The 15,536-nt window shown below is 53.1% G+C and carries 16 protein-coding genes; 10 read left to right on the plus strand and 6 right to left on the minus strand.

Annotated elements, in window-relative coordinates:
* Together KXG62_RS25690 and KXG62_RS25695 are read right to left on the minus strand one after the other, a co-directional pair.
* On the minus strand, positions 1-1,015 hold a 1,015-nt coding region (locus tag KXG62_RS25690; RefSeq protein WP_218094892.1), incomplete at its 3' end, for an IS4 family transposase.
* A gap of 192 nt (positions 1,016-1,207) precedes the next feature.
* Complete coding sequence (locus KXG62_RS25695) at positions 1,208-1,375, minus strand: asparagine synthase (RefSeq protein ID WP_218094893.1); 168 nt, start codon at positions 1,373-1,375, stop codon at positions 1,208-1,210.
* A gap of 145 nt (positions 1,376-1,520) precedes the next feature.
* Between KXG62_RS25695 and KXG62_RS25700 the strand changes: the two genes are divergently transcribed.
* The 8 genes from KXG62_RS25700 to KXG62_RS25735 all read left to right on the plus strand — a co-directional run bounded on the left by KXG62_RS25700 (position 1,521) and on the right by KXG62_RS25735 (position 9,183).
* Positions 1,521-2,102: a DUF1802 family protein gene (locus KXG62_RS25700; protein ID WP_218094894.1), complete on the plus strand. Its 582-nt coding sequence runs from the start codon at positions 1,521-1,523 to the stop codon at positions 2,100-2,102.
* Between the two features lie 172 nt (positions 2,103-2,274).
* Positions 2,275-3,105 (plus strand): Fe-S cluster assembly ATPase SufC, encoded by an 831-nt coding sequence (sufC, locus tag KXG62_RS25705; RefSeq protein ID WP_218094895.1) that lies wholly within the window; start codon positions 2,275-2,277, stop codon positions 3,103-3,105.
* A 34-nt stretch (positions 3,106-3,139) separates the two neighbouring features.
* Positions 3,140-4,456, plus strand: a complete 1,317-nt coding sequence (gene sufD / locus KXG62_RS25710) for a Fe-S cluster assembly protein SufD (protein WP_218094896.1) — start codon at positions 3,140-3,142, stop codon at positions 4,454-4,456.
* Positions 4,453-5,679 (plus strand): cysteine desulfurase, encoded by a 1,227-nt coding sequence (locus KXG62_RS25715; RefSeq protein ID WP_218094897.1) that lies wholly within the window; start codon positions 4,453-4,455, stop codon positions 5,677-5,679. The genes sufD and KXG62_RS25715 overlap by 4 nt, the downstream gene beginning before the upstream one ends.
* Positions 5,666-6,094 carry a Fe-S cluster assembly sulfur transfer protein SufU gene (gene sufU / locus KXG62_RS25720; protein WP_218094898.1) on the plus strand — a complete coding sequence of 143 codons (429 nt, stop codon included), beginning with the start codon at positions 5,666-5,668 and terminating at the stop codon, positions 6,092-6,094. The genes KXG62_RS25715 and sufU overlap by 14 nt, the downstream gene beginning before the upstream one ends.
* A 15-nt stretch (positions 6,095-6,109) precedes the next feature.
* Entirely contained in the window at positions 6,110-7,507 is a 1,398-nt protein-coding gene (sufB, locus tag KXG62_RS25725; RefSeq protein WP_218094899.1) for a Fe-S cluster assembly protein SufB, read from the plus strand.
* Positions 7,508-7,847: 340 nt separating this feature from the next.
* A complete protein-coding gene (locus KXG62_RS25730) occupies positions 7,848-8,993 on the plus strand; it encodes a DUF4062 domain-containing protein (protein WP_218094900.1) in 1,146 nt (381 codons plus the stop codon).
* 1 nt (position 8,994) lies between these two features.
* Positions 8,995-9,183 (plus strand): hypothetical protein, encoded by a 189-nt coding sequence (locus KXG62_RS25735; RefSeq protein ID WP_218094901.1) that lies wholly within the window; start codon positions 8,995-8,997, stop codon positions 9,181-9,183.
* Between the two features lie 178 nt (positions 9,184-9,361).
* Here the strand turns inward: KXG62_RS25735 and KXG62_RS25740 are convergent, their stop codons facing one another.
* Complete coding sequence (locus KXG62_RS25740; RefSeq protein WP_218094902.1) at positions 9,362-10,597, minus strand: cytochrome P450; 1,236 nt, start codon at positions 10,595-10,597, stop codon at positions 9,362-9,364.
* A gap of 178 nt (positions 10,598-10,775) precedes the next feature.
* On the opposite strand from KXG62_RS25740, the gene KXG62_RS25745 reads away from it, so the two are divergent.
* Positions 10,776-11,891: a C40 family peptidase gene (locus KXG62_RS25745; protein WP_218094903.1), complete on the plus strand. Its 1,116-nt coding sequence runs from the start codon at positions 10,776-10,778 to the stop codon at positions 11,889-11,891.
* A gap of 42 nt (positions 11,892-11,933) precedes the next feature.
* On the opposite strand, the gene KXG62_RS25750 is transcribed toward KXG62_RS25745, so the two are convergent.
* The 3 genes from KXG62_RS25750 to moaD form a co-directional block, all read right to left on the minus strand.
* Complete coding sequence (locus KXG62_RS25750) at positions 11,934-13,016, minus strand: HD-GYP domain-containing protein (RefSeq protein WP_343223516.1); 1,083 nt, start codon at positions 13,014-13,016, stop codon at positions 11,934-11,936.
* Between the two features lie 119 nt (positions 13,017-13,135).
* Positions 13,136-14,140 carry a ThiF family adenylyltransferase gene (locus KXG62_RS25755; RefSeq protein ID WP_246627646.1) on the minus strand — a complete coding sequence of 335 codons (1,005 nt, stop codon included), beginning with the start codon at positions 14,138-14,140 and terminating at the stop codon, positions 13,136-13,138.
* Between the two features lie 38 nt (positions 14,141-14,178).
* Positions 14,179-14,910: a molybdopterin converting factor subunit 1 gene (gene moaD, locus KXG62_RS34440; protein ID WP_218094905.1), complete on the minus strand. Its 732-nt coding sequence runs from the start codon at positions 14,908-14,910 to the stop codon at positions 14,179-14,181.
* A 142-nt stretch (positions 14,911-15,052) separates the two neighbouring features.
* Between moaD and KXG62_RS25765 the strand changes: the two genes are divergently transcribed.
* The gene (locus KXG62_RS25765) at positions 15,053-15,523 is read left to right on the plus strand and encodes a molybdopterin-binding protein (RefSeq protein ID WP_218094906.1); all 471 of its coding nucleotides are present in this window, start codon (positions 15,053-15,055) and stop codon (positions 15,521-15,523) included.
* Positions 15,524-15,536: the final 13 nt, after the last annotated feature.

A 15,536-nucleotide genomic window follows, 5' to 3' on the forward strand; every position in this document is an offset into this window, starting at 1 on the left:
CATGGAAATTCGTCAGACCGACGGTGTATTTTAACGCGCGGAACGAGGTCTCTATGCCCCAGCGCATGTGATAAATGGACCGAAGCTCATCCGGCGGAAATTCAGCGACAGATAGATTCGTGATGACGGTTTCATACTCGCCATTGGGCAAGACGAAACGAACAACCCGAAAGGAAATCGGGTAAAACAAGTTCTCCTGCAAATCCAGAAAATCGAAGGTAGACGTGGACGGGACAAACTTGTAAATCTCGGGGTGGGCCTTCACCGCTTTCGTTTGTTTCTTGGTGAGCGTCAGATGAACCTGAATATCAAACGTCCCGCCGGAAGGCAAGCGTAAACCCGAAAGAATGCCGTTTGAGCTCAAATCCTTTACCCGTATGACGTAGTTCCATCCCTTGCGCTCAATATGAGCGAAGTTGTTGTAACTTTCATAACCGCGATCGGCAATCACAATGGCTTTGCCTGTGATGGGCGAGCGGTCCACCATAGTGGCCAGCGCCCTGCCCTCGTTGGACAACCTTCGCGGCTGAACAAGGGCATCGACATAAAGTCGGTTGCACAGGTCATAGGCCGCGTTCAAATGCAGCAAGTTGTAACCTCTTGTGTTCGGCCCGCTTTGGAAGTAGGTCTCCGTGTCCGCAGGGTTCGTTGCAACATGCAAATCCGAGCCATCAATGGCAAGTAATCGATAGCCGCGGTAGTCCTTTATAGCCGTATACGATTGCGTAAATTTGTGAAACAAGCATTCCAGGGCAGTGGGCAGGATTTTATTGCGCTGTTGGACAAAAGCCGAAGTGGTTACGGTGTTTACGTCATAGCCCTGCGATTCCAGAAGTTCCTTGTAGATGCTGTTGCCGCCCATGGAGATCAGCAGTTGCATCACCGTTTCAAAAGGTAGCTTTTTCTTGCGGGTGAAGTCCTTTTCGGGATTTTTGACATAAGGTCCCGGTGCCGCTGACATTTCTCGGATGAGGGATGTTAGCGTTTCTTTTAGCGAATTTGCAAATGTATTCATCGGCGAACCCTCCTCGTTTTTTCAAGGGGCTTCGCCACACTTTTTCAACTTCTTGTCAAGTCCTTTTCTCATTTTTACGCAAAAAAAGAGCGGGTTATCTTTTCGATAACCTGCCCTTGTTCTTACTTCCGGTTCTTAGCCTTATCTTAATGACATTGCCTCCGGCCGCTCCCCTTTCCGCTTCCAACTTCGCTAGAACAGCGATTTGCGATGCTCCACCAAATCGATGGCTCCGAGCACGACATGGGCCAGGCCGAAGCCGACAACAACGGCCGCCGCCATAGGGAATTTGTTGCGCAGTGCGGCACCCGAGGCCGTAACGGCCGTGCCCAAAACAGCAGGAATCAATCCTTCGCGCATGTTCGTCATCCTCCTCGTGATCAGTGGGTGAAGCCTTGTTAGTTTCGTTTCTCCAGCCTCTTTTTATCCCGTGTTCGGATTGCATTGTTTTGGACAGAAGCCTATAATATCTTGGAAGCTTGCGGTCTGGCAAAGGAGGGACAAGATGTCTGATTCGGCGATCGCATTGAAGGAGTGGGCGTCGGCCATTGAAGCGCTGCGGACTGGCCGGCAAATCATGATTATGCGCAAGGGCGGTATCCGCGAGGAAACGAAGCATTTTCAAGTGGAGAGCGACAGCTTTTATTTGTACCCTACATACGAGCACCAGCGGAAGGAACTGTTCAAGCCCGAGTTCAGACAATGGACCGAAGAAACGCTTCAAGAGTGGGGCGGGCGGAGCGGCCAACATGCGGAAGTTGAGGTTTCGTGCTATGCGGAGCTTGCGGCGGATATCCTGGTGGAAACGCAGGAGCAGTTGAACAAGCTGAGCGCGCTGCATGTATGGACGGATTCGTTTGCGGAGGAACGGTTAAAATGGAAGAAGACGCAGCCGCTGCATATTATGCTGCTGAAAGTATACGCGCTGGACAAGCCGGTAAGGCTGGAGGTTAAGGCGGAATACAACGGCTGCAGGTCGTGGATCGGATTGCCGGCGGAATCATTCGGGTCGGCGGTCAAGACGCCGGTAATGTCGGACGAGGCGTTCGCAGAAGCGGTCTCGCGCGTGATCGATGCGCTGAAGTAAGAAGGCTCGCTGCTAACGGACAGGCTGAGGACGGTGTTCGGAAAAATAGGGAGTCATGGGGCTTTATTGATTTCCACTGGTAAGATATAATAATATATATAATTGAGAATCATTGATAATCAATTTAGAATGATTATCAACTAAGAATAACTAAAACGCGGAGGCATGTACTATGGCGAACTCACCACATTTTATTATAGACGGTTTGAAAGCAACTGTCGAAGGCAAAGAGATTTTGAAAGGACTCAGCCTCACGATCAAAGGCGGCGAAGTGCACGCGATCATGGGTCCGAACGGTACGGGGAAAAGTACGCTCGCTTCCACTTTGATGGGGCATCCGAAGTATGAAGTAACGGGCGGCTCCGTTACGTTGAACGACGAAGACGTACTTGAGATGGCTACCGACGAAAGAGCGCGCGCAGGGCTGTTCCTCGCGATGCAGTACCCGAGCGAAATTACCGGCGTCACGAATGCGGACTTCCTGAGAAGCGCGATTAACGCGCGCCGCGGCGAAGGCAATGAAATGTCGCTGATCAAGTTCATCCGCCAAATGGAAGGCAAGATGAAAGAGCTCGAGATGAACCCTGAATTTATGCACCGTTATTTGAACGAAGGGTTCTCCGGCGGCGAGAAGAAACGGAATGAAATTTTGCAAATGCTGATGCTGGACCCAGGCATTGTCATTCTTGACGAAATCGACTCCGGTCTTGACATCGACGCTTTGCGGATCGTTGCTACGGGCGTTAACGCGATGCGTTCCGAAGACCGCGGCTTCCTGATCATTACGCACTACCAGCGCCTGCTCAACTACATCACGCCGGACTACGTCCATGTCATGATGCAAGGACGCATCGTCAAATCCGGAGGTCCGGAACTGGCGCAGCGTCTGGAGAACGAAGGCTACGACTGGGTGAAGGAAGAGCTTGGCATTGTGGACGAAACCGTCGGACAAGACGAGCCGGAATTCAAAGTTCCGATGAATACGACCGCACCAAAATATTAATAAGCCCGCGATTAGAAATAGGAGGAATTCACGCATGAGTACACAAACCGTTCTTCCCATCGATCGCGCTGGCCTGGTGGAACTGTCCAAATCGAGGCAAGAGCCTGAATGGATGACCCGTCTGCGGGAGCAAGCGCTTGAGCTTGCCGGATCGTTGGAACTGCCTAAACTGGAGAAAACAAGAATTGACCGTTGGAATCTGCAATCTTACGGCACGTATAAGCCGGCTGCGGCGCTGCAATCGCTCGATCAGCTGCCGGAAGCGGCGAAAAGCCTGCTGGCCGAGAATGGCCAAGGCAACCCGGACAATGTGCTGATTCAAAAAAATTCCAGCGTTATCTATAATAGCGTATCTGAAGCGTTACAGCAGCAAGGCGTTATTTTCTGCTCGCTGGAAGAGGCGCTCAAGTCGCACGGCGATTTGGTGCAGCAGCATTTCATGACGGTCGTCGGCAAAGACGAGAACCGATTGACGGCGCTGCATGCGGCGCTGTGGAGCGGAGGCGTATTCCTGTACGTTCCGAAAAACGTAAGCGTCCAAGTGCCGGTTCAGGCGTTGTTCCTGACCGACGATGCGGAAGCGAGCTTCTCGCCTCACGTGCTGATCGTTGCGGAGCAGCATGCTTCGGTCACGTACGTAGACAATTTCGTATCCGAAGGCGATTTGGGCAATCTGGTGCATAACGGGGTCGTTGAGATCATCGTGAAGCCCGGAGCGAAAGTGACGTTCGCATCGGTACACAACTTGAACAACTCGGTAATCGATTTAACTTACCGCCGCGCGAACGTGGATAACGACGGTTCGATCGAATGGATCGTCGGCGAGATGAACTTCGGCAATGTGATGTCCGATACGACATCGATTCTGAAAGGCAACGGCTCTCAGTCAGACGCCAAAGTGATTTGCGTCGGTACTGCGGAGCAGAAGTTGAACATTACGACGCGCGCCGTTCATTTCGGCAAAAGCTCTGACAGCAACATGATTACGCGCGCCGTGATGCGCGACGAAGCGACGGCGATTGTGAACGGCATTACGAAAATCGAACACGGCGCTACGAAAGCGAACGGCGAACAGACGGAAAAAGTACTGATGCTCAGCCCGAAAGCGCGCGGGGATGCAAACCCGATCCTGCTCATCGACGAAGACGACGTTACAGCCGGACACGCGGCCAGCGTCGGACAAGTGAACGCAGAGCAAGTGTACTACCTGATGTCCCGCGGCATAAGCAAGGAAGAAGCCCAGCGGCTTATCATTTACGGCTTCCTTGCGCCGGTCGTTTCGGACATTCCGTCTGACATTATCCAATCTCAGCTGCAGCGCCTGGTGGAAAGGAAGCTGGGTCAACAATGAACACGGAGGAAATCCGAAAACTGTTCCCTATTCTCCAGCAGGAAATAAACGGCCATCCGCTCGTTTATTTGGATTCGGCGGCAACTTCGCAAAAACCGGTTCAAGTCATTGAAGCGATTAAGAAATACTATGAGTACGACAACGCCAACGTACACCGCGGCGTGCACACGCTCGGTTCCCGCGCGACGGATGCGTACGAGGGCGCCAGAGAAAAGCTGCGCGGCTTCATCAATGCCCGCTCCACCGAGGAAATCATCTTTACGCGCGGCACGACGACAGCGATCAATCTGGTCGCGTCCAGCTATGCTCGCGCGGTATGCCAGGAGGGTGATGAAATTGTCATCACCCCGATGGAGCATCATGCGAACCTGATTCCGTGGCAGCAGGTGGCGAAAGCAACCGGTGCGGTGCTGAAATACGTCCAGCTTCAGCAGGATGGCTCCATCTCGCTGGAAGCGGTGGAAGCCGCAGTAACCGACCGGACGAAGATCGTAGCGACGTCGTATGTTTCCAACGTGCTCGGCGTTGTCAATCCGGTGAAGGAGATCGCCGCAATCGCGCATCGCCACGGAGCGAAGATGCTTGTGGACGGTGCGCAGAGCACGCCGCATCTCAAGGTTGACGTGCAGGATCTCGACTGCGACTTCTATGCGCTGTCCGGCCACAAGATGTGCGGACCGACGGGCATCGGCGCGCTCTACGGCAAGAAAGAGCTGCTGCAGCACATGGAACCGGTCGAATTCGGCGGCGAGATGATCGATCACGTGGGCCTTTACGATTCTACATGGAAAGACCTTCCGTGGAAGTTCGAAGGCGGCACGCCGATCATTGCCGGCGCAGTGGGCCTTGCCGCGGCGATCGATTTTCTCGAGAGCATCGGCCTGGACGAAATCGACAAGCACGGCCGGCAGCTCGCCTCCTATGCCATTCAAAGAATGCAGGAGATCGACGGACTGACGATCTACGGTCCTATGGAAAATCGTGCGGGTCTCGTTACGTTCAACCTGGACGACGTGCATCCGCATGACGTGGCTACCGTGCTCGACGCCGAGGGCGTTGCAGTCCGCGCCGGTCATCACTGCTGCCAGCCGCTGATGCGCTGGCTGAACGTAACGGCAACCGCAAGGGCCAGCTTTTACGTATACAACACCGAAGCGGATGTCGACCGTCTCATAGCTTCCTTATTGAAAACAAAGGAGTACTTCGGCTATGCAATTGGATGATTTATACCGCAGAGTCATTATGGATCATTATAAAAATCCGCGAAACCGCGGTTCCTTCGAAGGCGAGTCCGTCAGCATCGATTTGAACAACCCGACCTGCGGAGATAAAATCCAGCTCCAAATGCAGGTCGAAGACGGCAAAGTGAAAGCTGCCAAATTTCTCGGGGAAGGCTGTTCCATCAGCCTTTCTTCCGCTTCGATGATGACTGAGGCCGTCAAAGGCAAAACGCTCGACGAAGCGCTTCGGATGGCCGATCAGTTTTCCGGTCTGATGAAGGGCGAATCGGTCGAGTTCGAATATGAAGACATCGATGCATTGTCCGGCGTGAACAAATTCCCGGCGCGGATCAAGTGCGCGACGCTGGCGTGGAACGCACTGCGCAAAGGCATCGATCAAGTGAAAGAAAATCATTAGGAGGAGGTACGACCCATGGCGAAGAAAATGCCTGAAATGGAAGAGTATAAATACGGGTTTCGCGACGAGCACAAAGCGGTGTTCCAGAGCGGCAAAGGCTTGACGCGCGAAATCGTAACCGAAATTTCCAAGATGAAAGGCGAGCCCGAGTGGATGCTCGAATTCCGCCTGAAATCGTTGGAGCAATTTTTTAAGATGGATATGCCTCGCTGGGGCGGGGACTTGGATGATCTCGATTTCAACGATATCCAGTACTACGTGAAGCCGTCCGAGAAGCAAGGCAAGACGTGGGAAGAGGTTCCTACAGAGATCAAGGAAACATTCGATAAACTCGGCATTCCGGAAGCGGAGCAAAAGTTTTTGGCCGGCGTATCCGCGCAGTACGAATCCGAGGTCGTCTATCACAGCATGCAGAAGGATTTGGAAGATCAAGGCGTTATCTTCATGGATACCGATTCCGCGCTGCGCGAGCATCCGGAAATTTTCAAGAAGTATTTCGGCACGGTCATCCCGCCGAGCGATAACAAGTTCGCCGCGCTGAACAGCGCCGTATGGTCCGGGGGCAGCTTCATCTACGTTCCGAAGGGCGTCAAAGTGGAAATTCCGCTGCAAGCGTACTTCCGGATCAACTCCGAGAACATGGGTCAATTCGAGCGTACGCTCATTATCGCCGACGAAGGCAGCTTCGTTCATTATGTCGAAGGCTGTACCGCTCCGGTATACAGCACGAACTCGCTGCACAGCGCCGTCGTGGAAATCCTCTGCTTGAAGGATTCCCGCGTACGGTATACGACGATTCAGAACTGGGCGCCGAACATTTACAACCTCGTCACGAAGCGCGCGGTCGCGGAAGAAAATGCAACGATGGAATGGGTCGACGGCAACATCGGCTCCAAGCTGACGATGAAATATCCGGCTGTCGTGCTGAAAGGCCGCGGCGCGAAAGGCATGGTGCTCTCCATCGCCGTAGCGGGCAAAGGCCAGCATCAGGACGCAGGCGCGAAGATGACGCATCTGGCGCCGGATACGACGTCCACGATCGTCTCCAAGTCGATCTCCAAGCACGGAGGCAAGGTAACGTACCGCGGGCTCGCTTCCTTCGGCCGCAACTCCGAAGGCTCCAAAGCGAACATTAAGTGCGACACGCTCATCATGGATAACCAGTCGACGTCCGACACGATTCCGTATAACGAAATCATGAACGACAACATTACGCTGGAGCACGAAGCGACCGTCTCCAAAGTTTCCGAGGACCAGCTGTTCTATCTCATGAGCCGCGGCCTCACGGAAGCGGAAGCGACGCAAATGATCGTCATGGGCTTCATCGAGCCGTTCACGAAAGAACTGCCGATGGAATATGCCGTTGAGATGAACCGTCTGATCAAGTTTGAAATGGAAGGCAGTATTGGGTAACCTTTGTGTAGCAAGGGTTTGTAGAGAGATAACGCATCATACTCAATCTTTTTGTTACATGTAAATACGTGTCCGCGGTGACTTTTGTGCTCTTATGCCCGAGTCGCTCGGACACGTATTTTTATTTTGCTCCTGTCTCCAATTGGTGGACTGTTATTTTCCATACGAATCCAATACACTAAGTCCTCTCGATACTGCTCAGTTCCTTAAGTAATTCCCTTGTTTTCGATACATTGATCGCCGTAAATATTGGAGTCGCTCGATAGTTTCCATATTCTGAAAGTATGCTATAGTTAAGAGGATAAAATGATAATGGTTATGATTGGATGTGAGATTCGCCTTGTTCACGAAAACCAAGATTTTTATAAGCTCAGTAGCCCAAGATTCGCTCCACCAACTACGGCAGAGCATGTGGGACATACTGAGAGAGCTTGGCCACGAACCGATGCTGTTCGAGCGAAATTTTGGGGCATGGGATTCTCACATCAATCCTGTTCAAAAGTGTATTGAGTGCGTACGTGAATCAGATGTCTTTTTACTTTTCATTTCCAACAAGGCGGGTACGTTTTACGAAAAATCCCAGCGTACGGTTACGCATATGGAACTCATTGAAGCTTGTGCTCGGAGCAAAACCGTTCTTGTTTTTGTGGACAGCACAGTAAAGGCGGAATATTTCACCAAGGCGAAGGGGCTTATAGAAGAGTACGTGGAGGCCTATAAAGCGGAAATGTCGTCATTCCCAAAGGCATCGGAAATCGTTACTGCACTTCGTTCTACTCAGCTGTCTTCTCACGTCGATCCCTACGTTTGGTTTTTCATCCATGATATAGTTGGACGAGGCATCTATTTTGAGGATTTAAACCTGGCTGTCGCTCCTGACTGGAAAGTATATTTCAGTGACCTGTTGAGAAGAGGCATCCAACTGATGCCGTTTAAAGATGCAATTGAAACAAATGAGCGCCAATTGGATCTATACGACAATTTCTACGAAATGCTGAGTAACGCCATACCGAGTGTTAATATCGCTGGGTTTCGCAATCTTAAAGCCTTTTTAGAATCCTTCCAACGTTCGGTGACAGGTGATGTGGTGGAAAACGACTTTGGGTTCGTCAAAGAACCGGCGGGTTCGTTTGGTGATTGCTCGGCAGTCACTTTGTATGAGTTTCAAAAGGATCGTATGGTGTTAATGGAAAAGACGGGTTCGGCCACTGGAGAAGATTACTACCTTCTGGACAACAAAGACTCCTTTGTCGCACTTACGTACAGTAACTCCGATCCTGATGACCAGGTATTTTTCAAGGAATCGAATTGCACTTTTTATTTTTGCCTTCGGCTCCCGAAGCATGTTATGACTTTTCATTTGCCATGTGAGCCGGAATGGCACGCAGACAAGTTCATGGCTTCCAAAGACACCGTTATACGTGTTATAATAAACAAAAATGCCTTGGCGTTCGATTTTGCACGAATGCTGATAGGAGGGATGTAACATGGCAACTAAGGTATATGTATCGTTGAACGGAGTTGTTACGGAAGCAATAGGTACGCAACCGAAAGATGCTCTTTTGTTTGCATCTTCTAAGAAAAGCGCGGCAGAGGTCATACTTGAACAGCGGGCTAATCGACGGAAAAACAGTCAGTTCATAAAAGAACGTCTTGAAGAAGCGTTCAAAAGATAAATAGCTCGTGTATTGAACAAGCCCATCGTTAAAGACCTCAGTGGTTTGATGATGTGCTTGTTTAGTTTTTAATGCAAGGCTCCATCGGTTAACTGGACCGCGCTTTCCGAACACACCCAAAACCCCTCTTCCGTTCATTCGGACAGAGGGGTTTCTTACGTTTACACCGATGCCGCTATTATAATTCCACCCGCATCGGCAGCCGGGATAACGATTGCCCAACGGCGGAAGTTTGCAAGTTGGCTTCCAACTGAAAGCCAGGAACCGGCTCGATGCGGCGGAACGTTTCGGCGAATGTTCGTATCGCAATATTTGCTTCCAGCCGGGCGAGCGGCGCGCCGAGGCAAAAGTGAGGGCCATTGCCGAAAGTAAGATGCTTACTGCCATTGTCGCGGCGAAGCTTGAACGTGAACGGGTCCTCGAAGACGCGCTTGTCCATATTGGCGGCGCTCATCCAGACGATGACCATTTCGCCTTTGGAAAGAGGCGCGCCGAGAAGGTCGTTATCCTTTTTCACAGTACGATCGAGCTTCGTCACGTTAAACCGATAGCGCAGCACCTCTTCTACCATGTGAGGGACCAGGGAGAGGTCCGCTCTCAGCTCGCTGTAGACCTCCGGATTGTCGTACAGGAACGCATAGAACGTATTGGCCAGCAGGTTGCTGGTCGTTTCGATCCCCGCTCCCAATAAAAACATAGTGGCACGAACGATTTCATCATCCGTAAAGCGCTCGCCGTCGACCTCCACCCGGATCAAGTCGGAGATGATGTCCTCTGCAAGCTGCGTGCGTTTTTGGATCACAAACGGATACAGGTAATTGAAATATTCCTTCGCCGCCTGCTCTTTCAACCGGTTGACTTCCTCCGCGTTTTCCTTCTGGAACGGAAGGAATAAGATGTCTACCCATCGTTTGAACAAATGCCGGTCGTGACTCGGAACGCCGAGCAAATCCGACATGATGATGACCGGTAACGGAGTAGCGTACTGCGCCACGATATCGATTTCCGTGCTGCCTCTCATGTTCTGAATCAACTCATCCACCACCTGCTGGATCCGCGGCTCCCACTGCTTCAAACTGCGCGGCGTGAAAGCGGCGGAAAGCAATGAGCGGCGTTTCCGGTGCTCCGGCGGATCGCTGTTGATAATATTGATCTTGCTGTCACCTAAACTCCCTTCTTTCGTATCGACGCCCACATTGATGGTCGTGCGGCTGCGCTCGCTGGAAAAATGCTCATAATCGCTTAGTACGCGCTTGACTTCCTCGTATCGGAACACATTCCATGTGCGGGATCCCTCGTCATAGACGGCCGGCTCGCTCTCCAGCATCCGCTTGTACCATTCATAAGGACCGAATTCTTCCGTTCTGCTCTGAAAAGAAGTGATCTCACCCAAGGCAACAACTTCCTGCTTCATGCCAATGCTCCCTGCTTTCTTCTAAACCAAGATAAAGAAATTTTCCCCGGATCCGCTGGATTGTATGCAGTTTTCGTTCCATGTATCTTGTTGTTTCCAACGGTAAAAATGCATAGGCGAGCCCGTCGTTTCCCATGCTATGAGCAGATCAAAAATTACAGGCAAGGAGTAGGGTCATATGAAAAAAGTGTGGCATCGTTCTGCGTTGGTGCTGCTATCCGCAGCCATGGTTGCCGTGTCCGGGTGCGGCCCGCAGCTTTCGCATGAGCAGCAGCAGAGCAAACAGCAAGGAATTCCAAGCAATAACGGGTTGGCGGCGAACCGACAAAAGAGTGAGAATTTGAACGGCGGAATGGCCAACGGGTCCAGCGAGGCAACCCCGGGTACCTTGCGTATCCAGTCGACGCAAGACGAATTAAGTATCCCGCTGGTCACGGTCGGGGGAAAGGATTATGTGATCGGCAGCGATTTTGCCCATTCGCTAGAATATAACTATCATTGGAACGCCAACAGCAACGTATTTCAAATCGGCGAGAATGACGCTTCGGTCGAGCTGAAAGTCGGGAGCACGAATGCCATAAAAGAAGAAGTACCGGTTACGCTGCCGGACCCGCCGATCCTTCAAAATTCACAGGTTCATATTCCGGTGTCGGCCATTGCCGCCTTATTTTCTGAAGAGCTATCTTACGAGCTGAAAGGCAAGCAAATGGTATTTCACGGCACCAATGTTGCCGCCATCGGAGCAATCGACGGTCCGGATGAGCAAAATTCCGGATCGGAGCTGGATTTTGAAGACGATCCGAACGATCCATTTAAAGGGGATGAGGGCTCGGGCCCGATGGTAACGCCGACGGCGAGTTATTGGGATCAGCCGGCGATTCCAGTGCTGAAAAACATCGATATGAACGAGCTTATTCGCCAAGGCAAACGGTATTTGGGCATCGACTATTTATTCGGAGCGGATCCTTATCCTCAGTCCGGACGGTTTGACTGCTCGCGGTATACCCAGTATTTGTTCGGCAAGCAAAGTGTGCAGCTGAGTAGGCTGGCGCGGTCTCAAGCGAAACAAGGCGTTGCCGTGAGCCGCAAAAGTTTGCGAAAAGGCGATTTGATGTTCTTCTACGTTCCCGGACGCTTCCGGACGAATCGAACCGTCGGGCACGTGGGCATTTACATGGGGAACCAGAAGATGATTCACTCTTCCCCGCTGCCGGAAAACGGCGTACAGATTACAAATATCAACAAAGCATACTGGAAGAAAACGTATCTCGAAGCAAGACGCGTCGCGTATTAACAAAAAGCTCATAGCCGGCAGCACCGGGCTATGAGCTTTGTTTCAAATATAGACGGCTTCAATCTCGAGTTCTGTGCGTTGCGCTAAATCGATAAAGCGTTCGCCCACGCGAATAAGCGGCCTGAAGTAATCCGTTAGGCGAATGAGCACGATGGAGCCGAATTCGCCGTTCGATAGCAGCACCTTTTTGCCGATAAGGCAGGGGAGCATATGGTGTATAAACTTTTGGGTAACGTACGGGTCGAGCTCGCCGAAGCTGCAGCGGTGAATTTCTTTGAGCACGAACAGCAGGTCCTTTTTTTTCTGATAAACGCGATTGGAGATCATGGCGCTGTAAATATCGGCGACGGCTACGATTTTGGACAACGGATGGATCGCTTCGCTGTGAAGCTGATCGGGGTATCCGCTGCCGTTCAGCCGCTCATGATGCTGCAGCGCGGCCAGGCATAACGGTTCCGAGAAGCCGGATTGCTTGGCGATCTCGTAGCCGTACCGCGCGTGCTGCTTGATTTCGTCATACTCGCTGGGGGTAAGGCGCCCCGGCTTCTGAAGGACGGCATCGTCAATCCGGCATTTTCCGATATCGTGCAAATACCCGGCTTTTCCGGCCAGAAGTGCTTCTTCTTCGGACTGTCCCATCCACTTGGCGATATAGTAGGAGATCAATCCGACCTGTACGCTGTGCTGGTACGTGTAATCGTCTTTCGTATTCAGCTCGATCAGCAGCGAGACGACATCCTTCTCTTGCTGCGCATGCTGTGCAATCGGCAAAAATCCGGTGATAACGGTTTCCAAGCGAATCGTTCCATCCCGTTTGGCTTCGTTGAACAGCTCCTTGATGCCGTCAATCGCTTCTTGATAGGAGGCTTTGACTTTTTCAAATTTTTTAGCAGCGGTTTCATTTCGTTTCGAAGAAGGATGTTCGTCGATAATCGTGTCATCTTGCGGATCGTCATCATACTTGGGAACTATATCGACGTCGAAGATATGGTGCAAATGAAGTTTGGCGATGTCATCGCCGGTAAGCACCGTATTTCCCGCCAATATGAGCAATCCGAAGGAGTTGAACGTATCCGTGGCCAGGCGATCTCCTACTTTGACCAGACTGAGGGGGGTTCGCAACAATGTTCACCTTCTTCTCAACATATCGGGAATGCAGTTGCCGCAGGCAATTCTGCTACCATCATATCAAGAAATCGGGATCCTGTTAATCAAAATTTGACGATATTGACAACAAAAGGCGATCACATTCCGATATAGCGGCTGTAGAGGCTTTTGGCCTGAACCGGGTCGTCAGTCCCCTGAACAATCATGCGACCATCCGGGAAAAGTACGAGTGTGATATCGGACTCCAGATGCAGCTTCAGCAAGAATGGATTATGTTCTATGCGTCCGACGGACCTGAGCTTATCGGCCCAGTCGCCTAGCGACAGACGGGAAGGCCGGACAGGCTGGATTTGGACCGAATTGCGGCCGCACAGCGTCTGGATCGTCTCTTCCTCCTGCGAAGCGTCCAAGTATTCGAACGTCCGCTTTCCACAGCAGGGACAATCGTTTTTGCGCGCTTTGGCGACGTCTACGGCAGCGTACTGGTTGTACCATAAATCCCAATGCACCATCTTGCGGCTGAGCGCCTCCTGCGCGCCTACGAGCAGCTTGAACGCTTCCGTCGCCTGATACGAGGCGACCGTATGAATGATCGGGCCGATCACCCCCGCGGTATCGCAAGTCTCCGTTGTGCCCTGTGCCGGCGGCTGTCCGAACATGCAGCGCAGGCACGGCGTTTCGCCGGGGCGGATCGTCAGGCTTACGCCGCGAGAACTGACGGCGCCGCCGTAAATCCACGGGATGCCGAGCTTGACGCTGACATCGTTGATCAGGAAGCGCACGGAGAAATTGTCCGTGCCGTCCAGGATGAGCTGAACATCCCCGAGCAGTTCTTCTGCGTTCGACCAGTTGAGGTCGGCGACGACGGGCTCGAGGGTTACGCCCGAGTTGGCCGCGCGCAGCCGCGCAGCCGCGGCTTCCGCTTTGGGGGCGGAGCCGGCGGCGTCGGCTTCGTCATAGAGCATTTGCCGCTGCAAATTGCTCGCTTCGACGAAGTCGCGGTCGATGAGGCGTACGAAGCCGACGCCGGCGCGCACCATATGATTGGCGAGCACGGTGCCGAGCGCGCCCATGCCGACGATCGCCACGCGCGATGACAGCAGCTTCGCCTGGCCGGCTTCGCCGATCGGCGGGAACAGCATTTGCCGCGAATACCGGTCGCGGTCCGTCCAATCGTTCGTCACGGCTGCGCACCTCCGTTCGCGGCCGTTGGGTTCCACGGCCCGAGCTGATGCCCTTTCCATTCGGAGCCGTCCTCCCATATTTCCTTTTTCCAGATCGGCACGATTTGCTTAAGCCGTTCGATGGCGTAGCGGCTCGCGTCATAGGCCGCATCGCGGTGAGGGGAGGAGACGGCGATGACGACGCTGATCTCGCCGACCGGCACCGAGCCGAGCCGGTGCGTCATGGCGCATAGCGTGCCGGGATAACGGTCGCCGATTTCGCCGATAATTTGCTGCATTGTCTTCAGCGCCATCGGCGTATATGCTTCATATTCCAGCAGCGTCGTTCGCTGGCCGTGCGTCAATTCCCGCGTCGTTCCGATGAATGCGATCGAGGCGCCGTGGTTCGGGTGCAGCACCTTGGCTGTCACCTGCTCTACAGCGATCGGGTCCATCGTGATTTCCGCCAGTTCATGGCCCGTTTCAGGCATCGGCTGCGGTTCGCCGCCGGAAACGGGAGGGATGATCGCCACTTCATCCCGTTCGGAGATTGGCGTCTCCTCTTCCGCGTAAGTCTGGTTGACGGCGATATACGATTGCGCAAGCGCCGGTGCGGCTTGCGGGAACTGTTCGATCAAATGGGATTTGAGCTGCGCCGTCGTAAGCTTGTCCGCGGCAATATCCACGTCGATCGCGGAGCCGCCCAGCTGTTCGGCCAGTCCGGCGAAAACGAGCAGTTTCAGCTTCATTCATGTACCACTCCAATCTAATGTACAAGGCGGCGTGCCCAGTGGCGCTGCCGCCCGCTTCTCCACAGCATATCACAAGTGAAAGCAGAAGTGATATAATGGCAGGGATGAACGGAAGAGACGGAAGGATGGTGGCATATCGGTGAAAATTGAAGTATATGATGAAATGTACGGCATGGCCAAGCTGGAAGTGGACGAATTGGCTCGTCTGAGCTCGGTGCATCTGGAAGCGGGAGAGCGGGTGGCTGGCGCGTCCGGCCGGGCGTTCGACGTGCCGGCCTGGTATCGGGGCTGGCGCGAGAGCAGAGGAGCCGGCGGCGACGGAGAGACCCCGAGCGGCATCCGGGTCGAAGCGGCCGACGAATTTCAGGCGTTCATCCCGTGGGAGGAGCTGGGACGCGCCATCATACTATACGGGCAGGCTGGCGGAGAGCCGCTGGACAAAGGGTACCCGCTCCGCCTTTACGTTCCCGGCGGCAGCAGCGAATGTCTGAACGTCAAGAGCGTCGTCCGCATTCGCGTGCTGTACCGCAGCGGTGAAGGAGCGAGCGCTTCATACGGCTTCCGGAACCGGGTGACGCCGGAGCAGCTGCGCAAACCGGACGGCACCTGAGCCGCTGCCATCC

It is taken from the genome of Paenibacillus solanacearum (assembly GCF_910593845.1).
Taxonomy (GTDB): domain Bacteria; phylum Bacillota; class Bacilli; order Paenibacillales; family NBRC-103111; genus Paenibacillus_G; species Paenibacillus_G solanacearum.